28 protein-coding genes are annotated in these 12,980 nt (G+C 26.5%); 13 read left to right on the top strand and 15 right to left on the bottom strand.

The annotated features are described in order from the left end of the window. Positions 1-566 precede the first annotated feature (566 nt). The 3 genes from EU95_RS0108825 to EU95_RS05900 all read right to left on the bottom strand — a co-directional run bounded on the left by EU95_RS0108825 (position 567) and on the right by EU95_RS05900 (position 1,833). Positions 567-971 (bottom strand): OsmC family protein, encoded by a 405-nt coding sequence (locus EU95_RS0108825; RefSeq protein ID WP_032521841.1) that lies wholly within the window; start codon positions 969-971, stop codon positions 567-569. Between the two features lie 128 nt (positions 972-1,099). Beyond that, positions 1,100-1,342, bottom strand: coding sequence for a hypothetical protein (locus EU95_RS05895; protein WP_032521840.1), 243 nt, complete (start codon positions 1,340-1,342; stop codon positions 1,100-1,102). Between the two features lie 284 nt (positions 1,343-1,626). Further along, on the bottom strand, positions 1,627-1,833 hold the full coding sequence (locus EU95_RS05900) for a hypothetical protein (RefSeq protein ID WP_032521839.1): 207 nt from the start codon (positions 1,831-1,833) through the stop codon (positions 1,627-1,629). Positions 1,834-2,012: 179 nt separating this feature from the next. On the opposite strand from EU95_RS05900, the gene EU95_RS05905 reads away from it, so the two are divergent. Together EU95_RS05905 and EU95_RS09825 are read left to right on the top strand one after the other, a co-directional pair. Beyond that, positions 2,013-2,387 carry a hypothetical protein gene (locus tag EU95_RS05905; RefSeq protein WP_032521838.1) on the top strand — a complete coding sequence of 125 codons (375 nt, stop codon included), beginning with the start codon at positions 2,013-2,015 and terminating at the stop codon, positions 2,385-2,387. Positions 2,388-2,483: 96 nt separating this feature from the next. Then, a complete protein-coding gene (locus EU95_RS09825; RefSeq protein ID WP_193742451.1) occupies positions 2,484-2,645 on the top strand; it encodes a hypothetical protein in 162 nt (53 codons plus the stop codon). Positions 2,646-2,663: 18 nt separating this feature from the next. Here the strand turns inward: EU95_RS09825 and EU95_RS05910 are convergent, their stop codons facing one another. From EU95_RS05910 to EU95_RS05920, 3 genes are all read right to left on the bottom strand, one after another. After that, on the bottom strand, positions 2,664-2,978 hold the full coding sequence (locus EU95_RS05910) for a hypothetical protein (protein ID WP_032521844.1): 315 nt from the start codon (positions 2,976-2,978) through the stop codon (positions 2,664-2,666). 129 nt (positions 2,979-3,107) lie between these two features. Next, a complete protein-coding gene (locus EU95_RS05915; protein WP_032521837.1) occupies positions 3,108-3,878 on the bottom strand; it encodes a hypothetical protein in 771 nt (256 codons plus the stop codon). A gap of 85 nt (positions 3,879-3,963) precedes the next feature. Further along, positions 3,964-4,146: a Nif11 family protein gene (locus EU95_RS05920; protein ID WP_032521836.1), complete on the bottom strand. Its 183-nt coding sequence runs from the start codon at positions 4,144-4,146 to the stop codon at positions 3,964-3,966. Positions 4,147-4,383: 237 nt separating this feature from the next. Here EU95_RS05920 and EU95_RS05925 point away from each other — a divergent pair, with 237 nt between their 5' ends. The 5 genes from EU95_RS05925 (at position 4,384) to EU95_RS10075 (ending at position 5,625) form a co-directional block, all read left to right on the top strand. Then, entirely contained in the window at positions 4,384-4,563 is a 180-nt protein-coding gene (locus EU95_RS05925; protein ID WP_025888492.1) for a hypothetical protein, read from the top strand. Between the two features lie 86 nt (positions 4,564-4,649). Continuing rightward, positions 4,650-4,835, top strand: coding sequence for a hypothetical protein (locus EU95_RS0108820; protein ID WP_241466709.1), 186 nt, complete (start codon positions 4,650-4,652; stop codon positions 4,833-4,835). Beyond that, entirely contained in the window at positions 4,836-5,138 is a 303-nt protein-coding gene (locus tag EU95_RS05930) for a hypothetical protein (RefSeq protein WP_032521834.1), read from the top strand. It abuts the gene before it with no gap. Between the two features lie 87 nt (positions 5,139-5,225). Then, positions 5,226-5,360 (top strand): hypothetical protein, encoded by a 135-nt coding sequence (locus EU95_RS10245; RefSeq protein WP_255347384.1) that lies wholly within the window; start codon positions 5,226-5,228, stop codon positions 5,358-5,360. A gap of 85 nt (positions 5,361-5,445) precedes the next feature. Beyond that, positions 5,446-5,625, top strand: coding sequence for a hypothetical protein (locus EU95_RS10075; protein WP_032521832.1), 180 nt, complete (start codon positions 5,446-5,448; stop codon positions 5,623-5,625). A gap of 5 nt (positions 5,626-5,630) precedes the next feature. Here EU95_RS10075 and EU95_RS05940 read toward each other — a convergent pair whose 3' ends face one another. Beyond that, positions 5,631-5,810 (bottom strand): hypothetical protein, encoded by a 180-nt coding sequence (locus EU95_RS05940; RefSeq protein ID WP_032521831.1) that lies wholly within the window; start codon positions 5,808-5,810, stop codon positions 5,631-5,633. A 136-nt stretch (positions 5,811-5,946) separates the two neighbouring features. Further along, positions 5,947-6,231: a DUF1330 domain-containing protein gene (locus tag EU95_RS05945; RefSeq protein ID WP_032521830.1), complete on the bottom strand. Its 285-nt coding sequence runs from the start codon at positions 6,229-6,231 to the stop codon at positions 5,947-5,949. 78 nt (positions 6,232-6,309) lie between these two features. On the opposite strand from EU95_RS05945, the gene EU95_RS05950 reads away from it, so the two are divergent. Beyond that, positions 6,310-6,852, top strand: a complete 543-nt coding sequence (locus EU95_RS05950; protein WP_032521829.1) for a PAP/fibrillin family protein — start codon at positions 6,310-6,312, stop codon at positions 6,850-6,852. Positions 6,853-6,861: 9 nt separating this feature from the next. On the opposite strand, the gene EU95_RS10070 is transcribed toward EU95_RS05950, so the two are convergent. Further along, entirely contained in the window at positions 6,862-7,098 is a 237-nt protein-coding gene (locus tag EU95_RS10070) for a virion host shutoff protein (protein WP_241466708.1), read from the bottom strand. A gap of 435 nt (positions 7,099-7,533) precedes the next feature. Here EU95_RS10070 and EU95_RS05960 point away from each other — a divergent pair, with 435 nt between their 5' ends. Continuing rightward, positions 7,534-7,938, top strand: a complete 405-nt coding sequence (locus EU95_RS05960; RefSeq protein ID WP_032521827.1) for an MAPEG family protein — start codon at positions 7,534-7,536, stop codon at positions 7,936-7,938. Positions 7,939-7,943: 5 nt separating this feature from the next. Here EU95_RS05960 and EU95_RS05965 read toward each other — a convergent pair whose 3' ends face one another. The 4 genes from EU95_RS05965 to EU95_RS05980 are packed head-to-tail and all read right to left on the bottom strand — an operon-like array spanning position 7,944 to position 9,786. Further along, on the bottom strand, positions 7,944-8,813 hold the full coding sequence (locus tag EU95_RS05965; RefSeq protein ID WP_032521826.1) for a restriction endonuclease: 870 nt from the start codon (positions 8,811-8,813) through the stop codon (positions 7,944-7,946). A 20-nt stretch (positions 8,814-8,833) separates the two neighbouring features. Continuing rightward, positions 8,834-9,085: a hypothetical protein gene (locus EU95_RS05970; protein WP_011818540.1), complete on the bottom strand. Its 252-nt coding sequence runs from the start codon at positions 9,083-9,085 to the stop codon at positions 8,834-8,836. A gap of 40 nt (positions 9,086-9,125) precedes the next feature. Beyond that, positions 9,126-9,323 (bottom strand): hypothetical protein, encoded by a 198-nt coding sequence (locus EU95_RS05975; RefSeq protein ID WP_025914681.1) that lies wholly within the window; start codon positions 9,321-9,323, stop codon positions 9,126-9,128. 43 nt (positions 9,324-9,366) lie between these two features. Continuing rightward, complete coding sequence (locus EU95_RS05980; protein ID WP_032521824.1) at positions 9,367-9,786, bottom strand: acyl-CoA thioesterase; 420 nt, start codon at positions 9,784-9,786, stop codon at positions 9,367-9,369. Positions 9,787-10,233: 447 nt separating this feature from the next. Between EU95_RS05980 and EU95_RS05990 the strand changes: the two genes are divergently transcribed. Then, on the top strand, positions 10,234-10,470 hold the full coding sequence (locus EU95_RS05990; protein WP_032521822.1) for a hypothetical protein: 237 nt from the start codon (positions 10,234-10,236) through the stop codon (positions 10,468-10,470). A gap of 44 nt (positions 10,471-10,514) precedes the next feature. Continuing rightward, positions 10,515-10,679 (top strand): translation initiation factor IF-2 N-terminal domain-containing protein, encoded by a 165-nt coding sequence (locus EU95_RS09820; RefSeq protein WP_193742450.1) that lies wholly within the window; start codon positions 10,515-10,517, stop codon positions 10,677-10,679. Positions 10,680-10,697: 18 nt separating this feature from the next. On the opposite strand, the gene EU95_RS0108815 is transcribed toward EU95_RS09820, so the two are convergent. Next, positions 10,698-10,952: a DUF2470 domain-containing protein gene (locus EU95_RS0108815; protein WP_032521821.1), complete on the bottom strand. Its 255-nt coding sequence runs from the start codon at positions 10,950-10,952 to the stop codon at positions 10,698-10,700. Beyond that, positions 10,939-11,982, bottom strand: coding sequence for a tRNA dihydrouridine synthase DusB (gene dusB / locus EU95_RS05995; RefSeq protein ID WP_032521843.1), 1,044 nt, complete (start codon positions 11,980-11,982; stop codon positions 10,939-10,941). Before dusB ends, EU95_RS0108815 begins: the two co-directional genes overlap by 14 nt. A 172-nt stretch (positions 11,983-12,154) precedes the next feature. Here dusB and EU95_RS06000 point away from each other — a divergent pair, with 172 nt between their 5' ends. Continuing rightward, positions 12,155-12,547, top strand: coding sequence for a hypothetical protein (locus EU95_RS06000; RefSeq protein WP_032521820.1), 393 nt, complete (start codon positions 12,155-12,157; stop codon positions 12,545-12,547). 47 nt (positions 12,548-12,594) lie between these two features. Then, positions 12,595-12,980, top strand: a 386-nt coding sequence (locus EU95_RS0108810) for a hypothetical protein (protein ID WP_032521819.1), incomplete at its 3' end; no start/stop codon positions are given.

Raw genomic sequence — 12,980 nt, 5'->3', positions numbered from 1 at the left:
TAAAAGTAATAATTGTCATCATGCCTTGATAATGGCAAATTTGTAAAATTTTCTCTAAAAAGATGATCATAAATTATATATATTTATTGTTATCTAGTTTTGTTTTTTTCTGGTTTTATATAAACATTAATAAAAATGGACTTAAATGGATAATCAAAGGTCTTTTTCTGATGGGAATATTGGTATTATTTATTGGAGGATTTTTCAAAATATTTTTCACCTTACCACCTAATTTATTTATCAAAATATTTTTTCTTATTATTTACACATGGTGCACTGTTGGAATAAATGTAAATTTCATGATCCCTTTGATTAGTTTGATTGACCAAAAAATAGTGAAAAAATAAAACTAAAATATGCTTTAATCCTTATTACAGAAATAAATCTATTTCCTTAATCAGCAATATTAAAATTTATAAGATTTATTTTTTCCCTTTTGAAAGTCTTTTTCTTGTATATCTAGTCTTTAATGCCAACTCTGTCATTATATATATTCCAAATAAAAGAATGAATATTCCAATAAAGTATTTCATTATTTTTTTTGTAATTACTATATTTGGGGTTTATTAATGATGCCAACTAATTTTAATATCTATATCTTGAGATAAATTTCTTGTAACTGGACATTCTTTGGAAGCTTTTTTCAAAAAATCAATAGTTTCATTAGAAATGCTCTCTGGGATGAAAATATCTATTATTAGCTTTTTTATCTTCCTTTCGCTATTTTGTGTCATTAGTTTTTCAATATTTAAATATATACCTTTCAAATCAAATCCTTTCGATTTAGCTTTGATTGCCATAATGGTGAGCAGGCAAGTACCTAGAGATGTTGCTAATAAATCAGTTGGGGAAAAACTTTCACCTTTGCCACAGTGGTCTAAAGGTGCATCCGTTCTAATAAGACTTCCAGATTGTAGATGAATTGACTCACAGTTTAAATTTCCTAAATAAGAACATCTCATTTTAGTCATTTTAAAAAAATTAAATTAGGAAAATATTATTAATAAAAAATTATGGAACATAAAAAGATTTTTGATTAGAAATTTTTTATATGCATATTAGTGGAGTATTAAGGAAATTCATCCTTCAAGTTTTGAAATCAGTTTTTATATCCATATTCCTCTAAGCAATACTCAATTAATTCAATTGATTTATTGAGGGTTCTTTTATTTTTATTTTCTAGATCGAAGCATTCATTTAAAACACGTATAGATTCATTTAAGAATGATTCTTCTTTATTTTTTAAATCTTTAACTTGATTTATATAAATTAACTTTTTAATCCCAATAAGGGAAAATATGATTATTGAAATTGTAAAAATTGCTATTTTGACTTTATTCATATATATGTAGTTATTATAAATATTTTAATTTATTTAATATCTAAAAACTTTACATAGCAGATAGAACTAAGTAATTACATATGTAGCTGCTGTTATTGCAATAGCAATAATTGAAATGAAGATGGCTGGAACTACCTTTAAAGGTATATATAGATTATTTTTAGACATAATCATAAAATTTATACAAATTCTTACATTCTATTTTAATTTTATAAGTCTTTAAATATACAAATTAATTTTCTTTGCAAAAAATCAATCCTTTTAAAAGATTAACAAATTTATAGTCATTGAATTTTCATTAAATAAAGTATCTCTAAATCCTGCCTCGAGTCCGATATTTTTCTTTTTAAGAAGATTAATTCTTCTTGGCTCATTTTTGATTCTTTTATCATCAATTCTGCTTGTTCAATAGCATGTTCTATATTTCTAATTTTAATTTCTCTTATTGAGGGATCATTTTTACATGCTTTTTTAGTAATCGCATCTAACATATGTATGAAAAAATCAGCTTCAATATAGTCTAAATTAAAACTTCATTATGCTATAACCGCAAAATTAATTGAAATAAATTATTATATAGACAGGAACTTTAATCTTAGCTAACCCTCTCTTCAATCGATCGAGTGGTTTTTTTTTATGGTGTAATATACTCCTAGCATTTACTACTAATTTGGAAGATTCAAAACTTAATCCTGAGGAAAATAATTCAATCGAATCGGCCCCCAATTTGAATGAAGACAATAAAGATACTAATGAGGGGAATAAAAAAGAAGAAAATGTTAAGGCATTTACAGAATTTCTAGAGAAAGCAAGTAATCAAGATTCTTCAGAAGAAAAATTAAAACTTGGTTCAGAGCAACAAAAACTTAAAATTGGCAAATCACTTTTTAAAAGATTTCTTAATAATGGATTTGATGGCATTTCAACTAATCAAAACTATAAAATGTTGGCATTATTAGTAATCCTTTTAATTAATTTGTCTCTATTTTTTTTAATTGGCAATATGGGTAAAGTGTTTTTAAAAAATGCAGGAATTATGGGTTAAAAAATATTTATTTCTTTTTGGATATTCATCTTTACAATTTTGATTCTTCAAATGAAACTGTGATAATTTCTTGACAAATTAATCTTTAAATAAAATTTGGATAAAAAAGAGCCAGAAAATCCAGTCGTTTATCTTTCTAATTTAGTCAAGAAATTAGATGTAAAAAACAGAAATGGTTTAGTAGCCTTAACAATAGTAAACCTTTTAGTAATTCTTTTATTTAAATTTTATTTAAAAGGATCTGGATTATTATCTTGAATTAGCCTGCTGGTAGTATTATTCAGCATTTTCAAATTGCTTTGCTAATCTAAATGCCTTCTTAATTATTAGAAACCCACCATATGCACCTGCAATTAAAGGTAATAATATTAAGGGGTTAGGGGAATAATCTGAATAATTTTTAGCACCCTCAACATATTCATAACCTGAACATTTAAGAAAGATAAAGCTAAAAAATGTGATAATCCAACCAATGATTGATAAAAAACCACCTTTTTTATCTCCTTCATAGAATCTGTCTAGACCTAGGCCCCAGCCTCCTATTAATAAAATTCCTCTAACAACTGAATTCTTTTCTTGTTTTCTTAGCATAAAAAAATGTTCAGTATGAACATAACCCATTTGTATTTGAGGTGTGAGATGTTTTTATTAATTAATCTTTAAAATAAATTTATAATAGATTTATTCTTTAAATTACTAAAATATTAGATAGTATTTTAATTAATCATTAGAAATTGCATTTGAATTCAACAAGGAAATTGAAGGCCTTATATAAATAAAAATTGACCCATACATATCTTGCATAATTCTCATATCTTCGTCTAAATATAAAATTGAAACCTGGCAATTTGGCGATTCTTTATTCCAAGGCAACTTGTTCCATACCTCTTTAACTGGATACCATCTATCCATAAGTAACTCACTAAATAATGGAATCTTATTAAGTCCATCAACTTTGGAAACTTTTGTCTTTTGTAAGTTCATATCAAGTAAATTATTTTTTAAAATTAAATCACTTGCTAGTGTTATTACTCTTCCACCAAAAGTAGGCAATAGTTTGAACCATCCTAAGATAGGAATTGTTGTGAGCCCAAATATTGTAGTGTCAAAAGTAGATATAAATTCTTTTTTGTCAAAATCAATCTTTTGAGCAATTCTCCCAATAGTTGATATGCCAAAAGATCCTACTTGCAATTGATGTAATCTAAAAAAAAGATTACTTTTAGATTCATCATTTAAGGCCTTTTCAATAGCAAGGAAGAAAGGAGAACTTCGAAATAATTCAACATTAGAAAAAATCAATTCCCACTCTCCAGACAATGATTTTTCTGATATTTCAAAACTAAAGTCTTTAAGAGCTTCAATCAATTCATCCATTTCATTAGCTTTTTCCTCGTACATAGGTGATATTAATTTATTTAATCTTTGCCCTCTATCTGTAACAGCAGCTATTTTAAATATATTTGACTTTATCTTTCCAATTTCCTTCATAACTCCAATACAAGAAATACTAGTTAATCTTAATAATTTAATTTGACGTTGATGGCAATTTTAATAATGCTGGTAATAAAATCAATTAATATTCTCCCCACCTTTTACCAATATCAAAACCCCATTCAGTTGTTAATTTAATTACTTCATCATGATTCTTGCATTTTGCAAGGGATAACTTTTTACTAGGATTATTTTTTATTAGCTCCGCAATTTGATTAAGTTGCTCTATTTTTTTTAAAAAATTACTAAGATCTTTATCTGACATTTATCTAAGAACTAAATTTCTGATCATAAGTAAATATGTAATAAAGAACCCAGGCAACACCGATAATCAGAATTGCAATCATTATATTTACTGACCAAACTACTTCTATCATCTAATTTTTTTATATATTTCAATATAACCAAAATTCACACTAAATTAATCGTTAATAATTTAAATCTAGAACAATACACTAATTTTGCTAAGTGTATAAAATAGTCTTAAATAGATTAAAAAATTATGGGAGAAGCTAAGAGAAGGGAAGAGTTAGGGTTACCACCTAGAGAAAAGAAAAAGGAAAAACAAACATCGAAAAATCAACTAAATAAAATTTTAAATAAATATCCTTATTTGCCTTTCATTTTAGGTTTTTCATTACTAGCAATATTAATTATAGACTTAGTTAATTACTACAAATAGATATGTAAAAAGGGGATATTTTTTTTTCTGAAAAAAGATTATCTTCGCAATTGCGAAATTATTTTTCCATAATAAAAATAAAACTTATGAAACCGTTTAACACTTTATGTGCCTCAATTTTAGGAGTGCTAAATTTGTTCTCAATATCTAATGCAAATGCAGGTGGCTGTAGTCCTCAATCTGAGAAGATGGCAGAAATTGAATGCTTGTCAGATGATAAAAAATGTATAAATGCTAAAGAAAAGGAATCACTATACAAAGTTGAGGCCTAAATGTTTGATAATCTTGGAACTGCTTTAGTACAGGCCTTAGGCTTCTTCGCCGTTTTTGCCTTTTTTGTTTATCAAACTTTATTCGCAGATGGTAAACCCAAAAAAACAAAATTAAATCCAAAAAAGACAAAGATTTCTGACAAAAAAGAATCAACTAAAAAACAACCTAAAAAAGGCTTGTTTAATAAAAAATCTAAACCTCCTGAAGAGAATTTACCAGTTCAAAAAAAGGGATTATTTGGTAGAAAAAAAGAAGTTAGTAAAGAAGAGATTAAACCCAAGAAAAAAGGTTGGTTTAAATAGGTATAAGGTACTAGAACTCAATTTTGATATCCTTTATACAAAAGATTTTTTTAGAAATTTTATAATTGTTAGCAGTTAATACTAAAAATGAACCATAGAGAAATCACAAAAAAATATAGTGAGTTACTAAACAAGGCTGAGTTTGCTAATGGCCGTAAGGAAGTTGTAGGTCTTTTAAAAAAAGCTGCCAAACTGAAATCTCAGATTGAAATCAATTATTAGATCCTGAAATTAGTTTAATTCTAAATGTAAAAAATTTTTTTAAATAAGTTTTTGCATGAGATAATCTGCATAGATTATTTTTCTTATGAATAAAAAAGGTTATACAACCGAAAGCGGGGGTAGACAGAATGGTTTTGCAATTGAGCCCGAAATTAATCCCATATCAGAAGGCGAATCAAGGAAATCCATCTTTTTATTTATTGGAATATTATTACCTTTTCTAATAGGTGGTTTTTATTATTTAAGGACTCTTAATATATTCTGATTTTTTTATAGGCCATTCTTAGCAATATATTCTTCTGAACTAAGGATATCTTGCATTAAGCTCTCTGATGAAGGATTAAATCCATTTTGCTCTAAAAAAGATTTAACCTTTTCAAATTTTTGTTGAATTTTTTTTGTATATGGAGTTGTCATCAAATAATCATCTTTTTCTGTTGAATAGTTCATTTGATTAACGAATTACTTTACATTTAAATTTTGCAAAATATAAGATTGCTAGTGAAGTTATAAATATTACATAAATAATTTAATAGTAATAAATACTTATAAGTTGTTTAAGAGAGATCGTTATTGGTTAATTTTTTTAAAGGGTACTTATAGTTACTAGTTCCATTAAATCTCTGGACTGAAGATATTTTTGAAATACTTCAGAATAAAATGCTTTTTTTGCAGCCAATTTTGATTCGAATTCTATTACTAATCCAAGCTGCCCTCCATCCCATTCATTTGAGGTTGATTCTTGTATCAAATCTCTTTTTACTATTACGCCCCCCACAGATTTAATCCAAGGCAAAACTGTCCTTATATATTCCAGGAATAAATCAGCATTCGGAATTGAAATTTTCTTTAGCCAATAGCTTTTTGTCATCAAATCAACATATTCTGGGTAGAATATAGCACATGGAGGTAAGTATTTATTCTTAGCTATATACTCAGTGCTTATTAAATGGAATTCGAAGACGATTTATTAAATTTACTTCTTAAATCTCCAAATTCAAGTAGGATAAAGACTATTGCCGAACAACTTGAAATTGATCATAATTTTTCCCTTAGCAAAGACATAAATGATTTAAAGGGTGTTTGGGAACTTAGGTGGAGTAGTTCTATTATTCCTTTTTTAAAATATTCTCCTTTTATTGATAATCTTCAAATTCTAGATCCCTCTAATTTAAATGGTCTTAATTTACTTAAACCCAGAGGAATAAAATCAATCATTGGGACTGGTATTTTAATAAGACTTTCTTACATAAATGAAAAAAAAATTGGGGTCAAATTTACACATGCTGGTGTTATAGGTCCTAAATTTGGTAGAAAAAATATAAAGGCTATGAAAGAAATAAATAAAGAACAATTAGGGTGGTTAGAGATAACTTATTTAAGTAAAAAGATTAGAATCTGCAGAGGTGATAAAGGAACTTTATTTGTTTTAAGAAAAATAAATTCATCGACTTTATTCAAGAATTTTAAGGAGTTTATTAAAATCTATTAAAAATATAAATCAATTCTTTATCCAAATAGACTTTAATACAAAATAAATTGGAAAATATTTAAAAGATTCTTTAGGTATTTCATAACTTAAGAATTTTAGTGCTTCTTCTAACCAGTAGCCAATATCAAATCCTAAAAGAATTTTTTCTAAAACAAACCAAAATTCTTTATCAAATATAATTCTGAAGTTCAAGTAAATATATTCCCAATGAAAAGTATTCCAATATTGTGTTAAAAATGAGGACAAAATAAGCCAAAATGATATAAAAAGAAAACTTTTAATAAATTTATAAAATTTTTTCATATAACAGCTACAGTTTTATTAAATTTCGAATATTCATTATTATTATTAGGATCAAATTTTATTTCTATGAAATATATCCAAAAAGATATAAAAATATTGAGAAAAAAGTAAATTTTCGTGGCATTAATAATCTATTCTTCCTTTTTAAGATTTTGTGCCTCTAGATTTTTATTTTTAAAAATAAATCCTAAAAACAGAAAAGCAAAATAAATTACTAAACTTATCCCAAAAATCAAAATAAGATTTGCAATATCCATGAAAAATTTTTTTTTAAATATAACCTATATTTGTCTTTGAAATGTTTTATTTAAGTTATTTATTTTTATTCATCACGATAACTAGCTGCAATTATTAAGCTAATAATATTACTTAAATCATATGCAAGTAGCTTTTGCCTGGAGCCTTTGTCTATCAGTTGGTGTAGTTTTATTATCTATTATTCCATTAACTATAGGAAGAGTTAAAGCGGGATATTCCGTCGAAAATATGTCTGCTCCAAGGGCTCTATTTGACGAATTACCTTCTTTTGGTAAAAGAGCAGTTTGGTGTCATCAAAATTGTTGGGAAAGTATTTCTCTACATGCTCCGGCATGCCTTCTTTGTTTGATTACTTTTACTGACTCTAATATTGCTATTATTGCAGCATTGATTCATCCTATTTTCCGTTTTTTATATATTGGTGCCTATGTATTTAATATCCCAACAGCTAGAGGTTTAATGTGGGCCTCAGGAATTTTTACAACACTATTGTTGTACAAAGAAGGCTTAACAAAATTAATATAAACTATTTACATTATAAACTTATCCAGATTTTTTAATTGATATTCATTGATTAGTTTTACTTTATTTGATTTCGCTAATTGATGGGCAGACCTTGTAAAGCCAGATTTTGCGACTATTATTGCGTGTGTACCTTTCCAGAATAATTTACCAGCTGAAATCTCTTGAACTGCTTTATTTCCAATAGCTTTTTCATGATTTTTGCACTGAATACATATTCTTAAATCATTTATTGACGCAATTAAGTCAACCCCTTGATCTCCTGTATTAGGGGTTTCTTTAACTTCCCACCCATGTTGTTTGAGAATATTCATGCAATGATTTTCGAATTTAATGCCTTTTTTATAGCTTTCGTTAATTTTTTTTGAATAATTATTTTCTATTAGGTTTAAACATGATTTCTCTATTTGACTTGCTATGAATACAAACCAATCTTTAGTCTCGAGCTTTCTAATGGATCCAATTATTTCATCATCAATAGTAGGATTCTCATCACAATAAGATCTCCACTTCTCGAAAAATAAATCCATACTTCCAAATTTTTTTAAAATAACTTTTTCCCAAAAGTATGGTATTCCTTCTTTAAATCGCTTTGAGCCACTTAATATACTTTTCTCTATGGCATTTTCATTAAGCGGTGGATTGCCAATCCATTTTTTGTAATCCTCATTGCCGTAAGCATCTATTTCCCTTAATCTAATCCTTTCTTCTAATAAATTGTATTTGTTTTCTTCAATTAAATTATTAATCGTTTGAATAAAGAAATTTGAATTTAAGGCATTATTTAATTTAAATCTTTTCTTCTTAAGTTGATAATCCCTTACAATTATTAGAATGGAAGAAATTATAAAGATTATTAAAATAAAAAAAATTTTCATTAAAGACTTTTATTTTTGATCTAAAAAGTTTTTGTTTTTCTAATAACAAAATTATTTTTTGTTATTACTGAAGATTCATTTACTTCAAACCCGTTAATTGCTGATATTTCTCCTTTTATTCCTTCTAATGTTAATTGCTCGATAATGCCTTTTATTACTTCATCCTCGACTAATTTTCTATCAATCCTTTCAGGTGTAATATCTGTAAGCCATTTTGAGGTCTTTTTTTTTACAACCTCTGTAGGGTTAGTTATTTTTAAGTAGATAGCCATTTTTTAAATCATTCAGTTGAATTATAAGCATTAAATCTTCTTAACTCTTATTATTGTCATTACTTTCCCACTCAAGAAATTGAAAAACAAAAATCGCGAAAATAGAGAAAAATATTATAAACAACCCTAACCATCCTATGAATTTGTGCTCTGTAAAAAGATTTGTAAGCATCGATTTTTCTTGATATCTTGACTCCATTTCATATTGATAAGAGTCAATAACTTGAAATATATTCATAATTAATAATTTAATAAATCTTTCAATTAACGGATAATAAATTTCAACCATTTAATTTAATAAATGCTTCCGATAGGAAATCTGGCCTCTTTCTTATTATAGAAAAATTCTTTTTATTTATTAAGACTAAATTGACTTCAGCAATCGTTAGGATTTTTTTTCTCTTGTTAAGAAATTTTGAAATTACATTAATCCTAGGACTTTTTTCAATATTGAATTCACTCTCTATTGTTATTTTTTCGCCAAGAAATAAAGGTGATTTATATTTTATTGAAGTATTGATTAAAGGTAAATCTAAGCCTTTTTTAGTTAGTTCAAAATAACTTATACCTACTTCTAAAAGTGCATTTATTCGGCTTTCTTCAAGCCAATTTAAATATGTACCGTGCCACATTACACCTGCATGATCTGCATGTTGAGGTAAAACTATTTTTTCTATTTTCCAAACTGGTTTTGGGTTCATCTTTTATTTAAAAAATATTTTTATTCAATGAAAATAATTTATTTTGATATTGTAGATTAATTTTGTTTATTAATATAAGAATCATCAAACCTATATTTATAAATTAATGTTTAATCGTAAAAATAGAAGTAGAAAAATGAAGAAGATTTTTCAATGGGAAGAATATTTAAATTGGAAAAATATGTCAAAACAACAGAAATTAAATTTCAAGAGGGCGTGCTTATTCCCATTTCTTGTCTATGTAGTTTATGTTTTTCTGAAGCAGTATTCGCTTGCAATTCTTTTTTTACTAGGTCTTTATTATTTAATTAGATTTAAAAATAGAAATAAGTTGGGAAGATGAATATTTTTTTTTGATTTTGATTTATTTAAAATTGTTTTATAATAACCAAATTTTTCTAAATAACTTCATTGGCATATGAAAATAGTATTAGATAAATTTTTTTTATGAAAAGAATTATTTTGTTTTTATCTGTATTAGTATTTTCAATATTTTCTAATACGAATAATTTATTAGCAAAAGAAATTGAAAATAATATTAAAGATAATATTTCTAATGAAATTGAAGAAATTAAGCCTGATAATAAAAAAACTAATATTTCTAATTCTTCCGTAGAGGATATATTTGGTGATGAACAAACTTTTCCATTCGTTGCAGGTTTAGGGAAAAATGCAGCCCATTGATTTCAAGGTTCTTGATAATGTAGAAAGAAATTTTTTTCATACTAATGAAAGGTCTTAGGGTTCTAGAGCTTTCTGAAGCACTTAATGTTGATAGTTCCGATTTATTAGCTGTTTGTGCAATTCTAAAAATAAAAGCCACATCTAGATTAAGCATGCTTTCATTTGAAGAATGTAAAAAGATAACTGTTTATTATGAAAATAAAATTTAAATTTTTATTTATATTTAATTAATAAATCTCTTTAATCATTGAAACTAAAGTTGAATGGATTTCTTCTTCAGATATTTCATTTTTAAAGTTGATAATTGCTGACTGGCCATCGTAATTGATTTTTATATAACTATTATTAATTTCTTCCATATAAGCATTCTCAAAGCTTGATATCTTCCCATAATGAATAAGATATTTGTGAACTGAATCTATGTGATCAGTGTTCATATGATCACAAACTCTTTTACTTGTTTCTTTACTAATTATTTTCATTTAATGAATAGTTAGTTTTGTTTAAAGCTAATGTATTTTTTTCATTTTTCAAAGTTTTAATCATTTTATTTATTAAATTTGTAACTTCATTTTTATCAACAGCTCTAACCAATTTATTTCTCAAATTTGATGCTCCTTTAAAGTCTTTGCATGTCCATGAGATGTGTTTCCTAGCAATAAGCAAGCCATGATCTCCTTTTTCTTTTATTAATTCATCAAGATGATCAATAATTAAATATAGTTTTTCTTCAGTATTTGGTTCTTTAAAATTTTTATTTTCTTTAATGGCATAATCTATTTCTCCTATTTTCCATGGTGATCCTAAAATCCCTCGTCCAATCATTACACCATCAGCATTTGTTTGTTTTAAACAATTAAGAGCGTCATCTGGATTTTTGATATCTCCGTTAGCAATTACTGGAATTTCTAATAACCTTTTAAGTCTCCCGATCATTTCCCAATCTGACTTGCCTGAAAAACCTTGCTTTCTAGTTCTTCCATGAAGTGTGATCATTGTTGTTCCCGCATCTTGAAGCTTAAATAAGAAATCCTCTATATTTTCTTCTTTACTATCCCATCCGAGTCGTGTTTTTACTGTAACTGGAATTTTGACAGCTTTTACAACATTTTTGACTAATTCTATAGCAAGTTTTCGGTCTTTAATTAAAGCACTGCCTCCACCTTTCTTTGCGATTTTTTTTACTGGACATCCCATATTTATATCAATTAAGAAAGCTCCAGAATCCTCAGCTTGTTTCGCGGCTTCGGAAACGGCATGAGGTCTATTATCAAATATTTGTACTCCAACTGGACCTTCTTCTAAACCGATTTGATTGATTTTTTGTGTTCCAAATCCTTTTTTAAGACTTGTTGCATTTATCATTTCTGTAAAAAGTAAAGAGTTTGGAGCCCATTTACGTACAAGTCTCCTAAAAATGTTATCTGTAACTCCTGCTAATGGCGATAGCATCACCTTACTTGTAATTATCCTATTAATTCCTCTTCCTTTTAGTTTTATATTTGAAGACATATTATTTTTCATTTATTTAAACTTTCTTTATTATAAATTCCTTTATGGAGTAGATTTTATGTTTTCTATTTATTTCTTTAATTTTATAATAAGTGCTTTTACTTAAATAGGCCTAATTGATTATTTTTTTTGCTAGTTTAGATTAATTAAATTTAAAAAAGGAAATTTTTCTTTGTTTATATTAGTAACTATTTTTCTTCCAATAATTATTTTTATTGCACCAATAAATGTAAAAGCTATCCAAGGTAATTTAGATTTATCTAGTGCTCAAACTTCTGTAGGCAAAAGATTTGCTAAAGTTTTTTGTGATGCTAAGAGGGAAGGATTAGATTCTGATTTTGCTAGTGAATATGCTTTGAACAATACATATTTAAAATTTGTGGCATTTCCAGACGATGATGAATATTTGGATAATTTATGGAATTTCACCCATAATAATATATTAGATAATTGTGGTGAATTTGTAGATATAAATGATTTAAAAGACTTAGAGATTTTTTTTAAAGAAGAGAGTTTAATTGCATCAAATAGGGAACTCTATCTACCAACTTTTGAAAATAATTAGTTTAAATTTTAAGCATGTACTAAAATATAAATAGAATATAAAAATTTATGAAACTATTAGGTTTGAATTCACCTGAAATATTCATAATTTTAGTCGTTTTGCTTTCAATTTTAGGTACAAAAAGAATTGAAAAAGGTTTATTATTATTTAAAAAATTTTTAAAATACCTTTTAACCAAAGAAGAAAGTCAAACTTTAGAAAATTCAGAAGTAAAATCAGAGGAACCAAAAGAAAGTGAAGTTAAAGAAGAAACAGTAGAGGCAGAAGAAAAATCAGAGGAACCAAAAGAAAGTGAAGTTAAAGAAGAAATAGTAGAGGCAGAAGAAAAATCAGAGGAACCAAAAGAAAGTGAAGTTAAAGGAGAAACAGTAGAGGCAGAAGTAAAATCAGAGGAACCAAAAGAAAGTGAAGTTAAAGGAGAAACAGTAGAGGC

The organism is Prochlorococcus marinus str. MIT 9201 (assembly GCF_000759955.1).
GTDB lineage: Bacteria > Cyanobacteriota > Cyanobacteriia > PCC-6307 > Cyanobiaceae > Prochlorococcus_A > Prochlorococcus_A marinus_G.
Note: the sequence above shows the minus strand (reverse complement) of the source record. Positions and strands in the feature narration are given on the sequence as shown.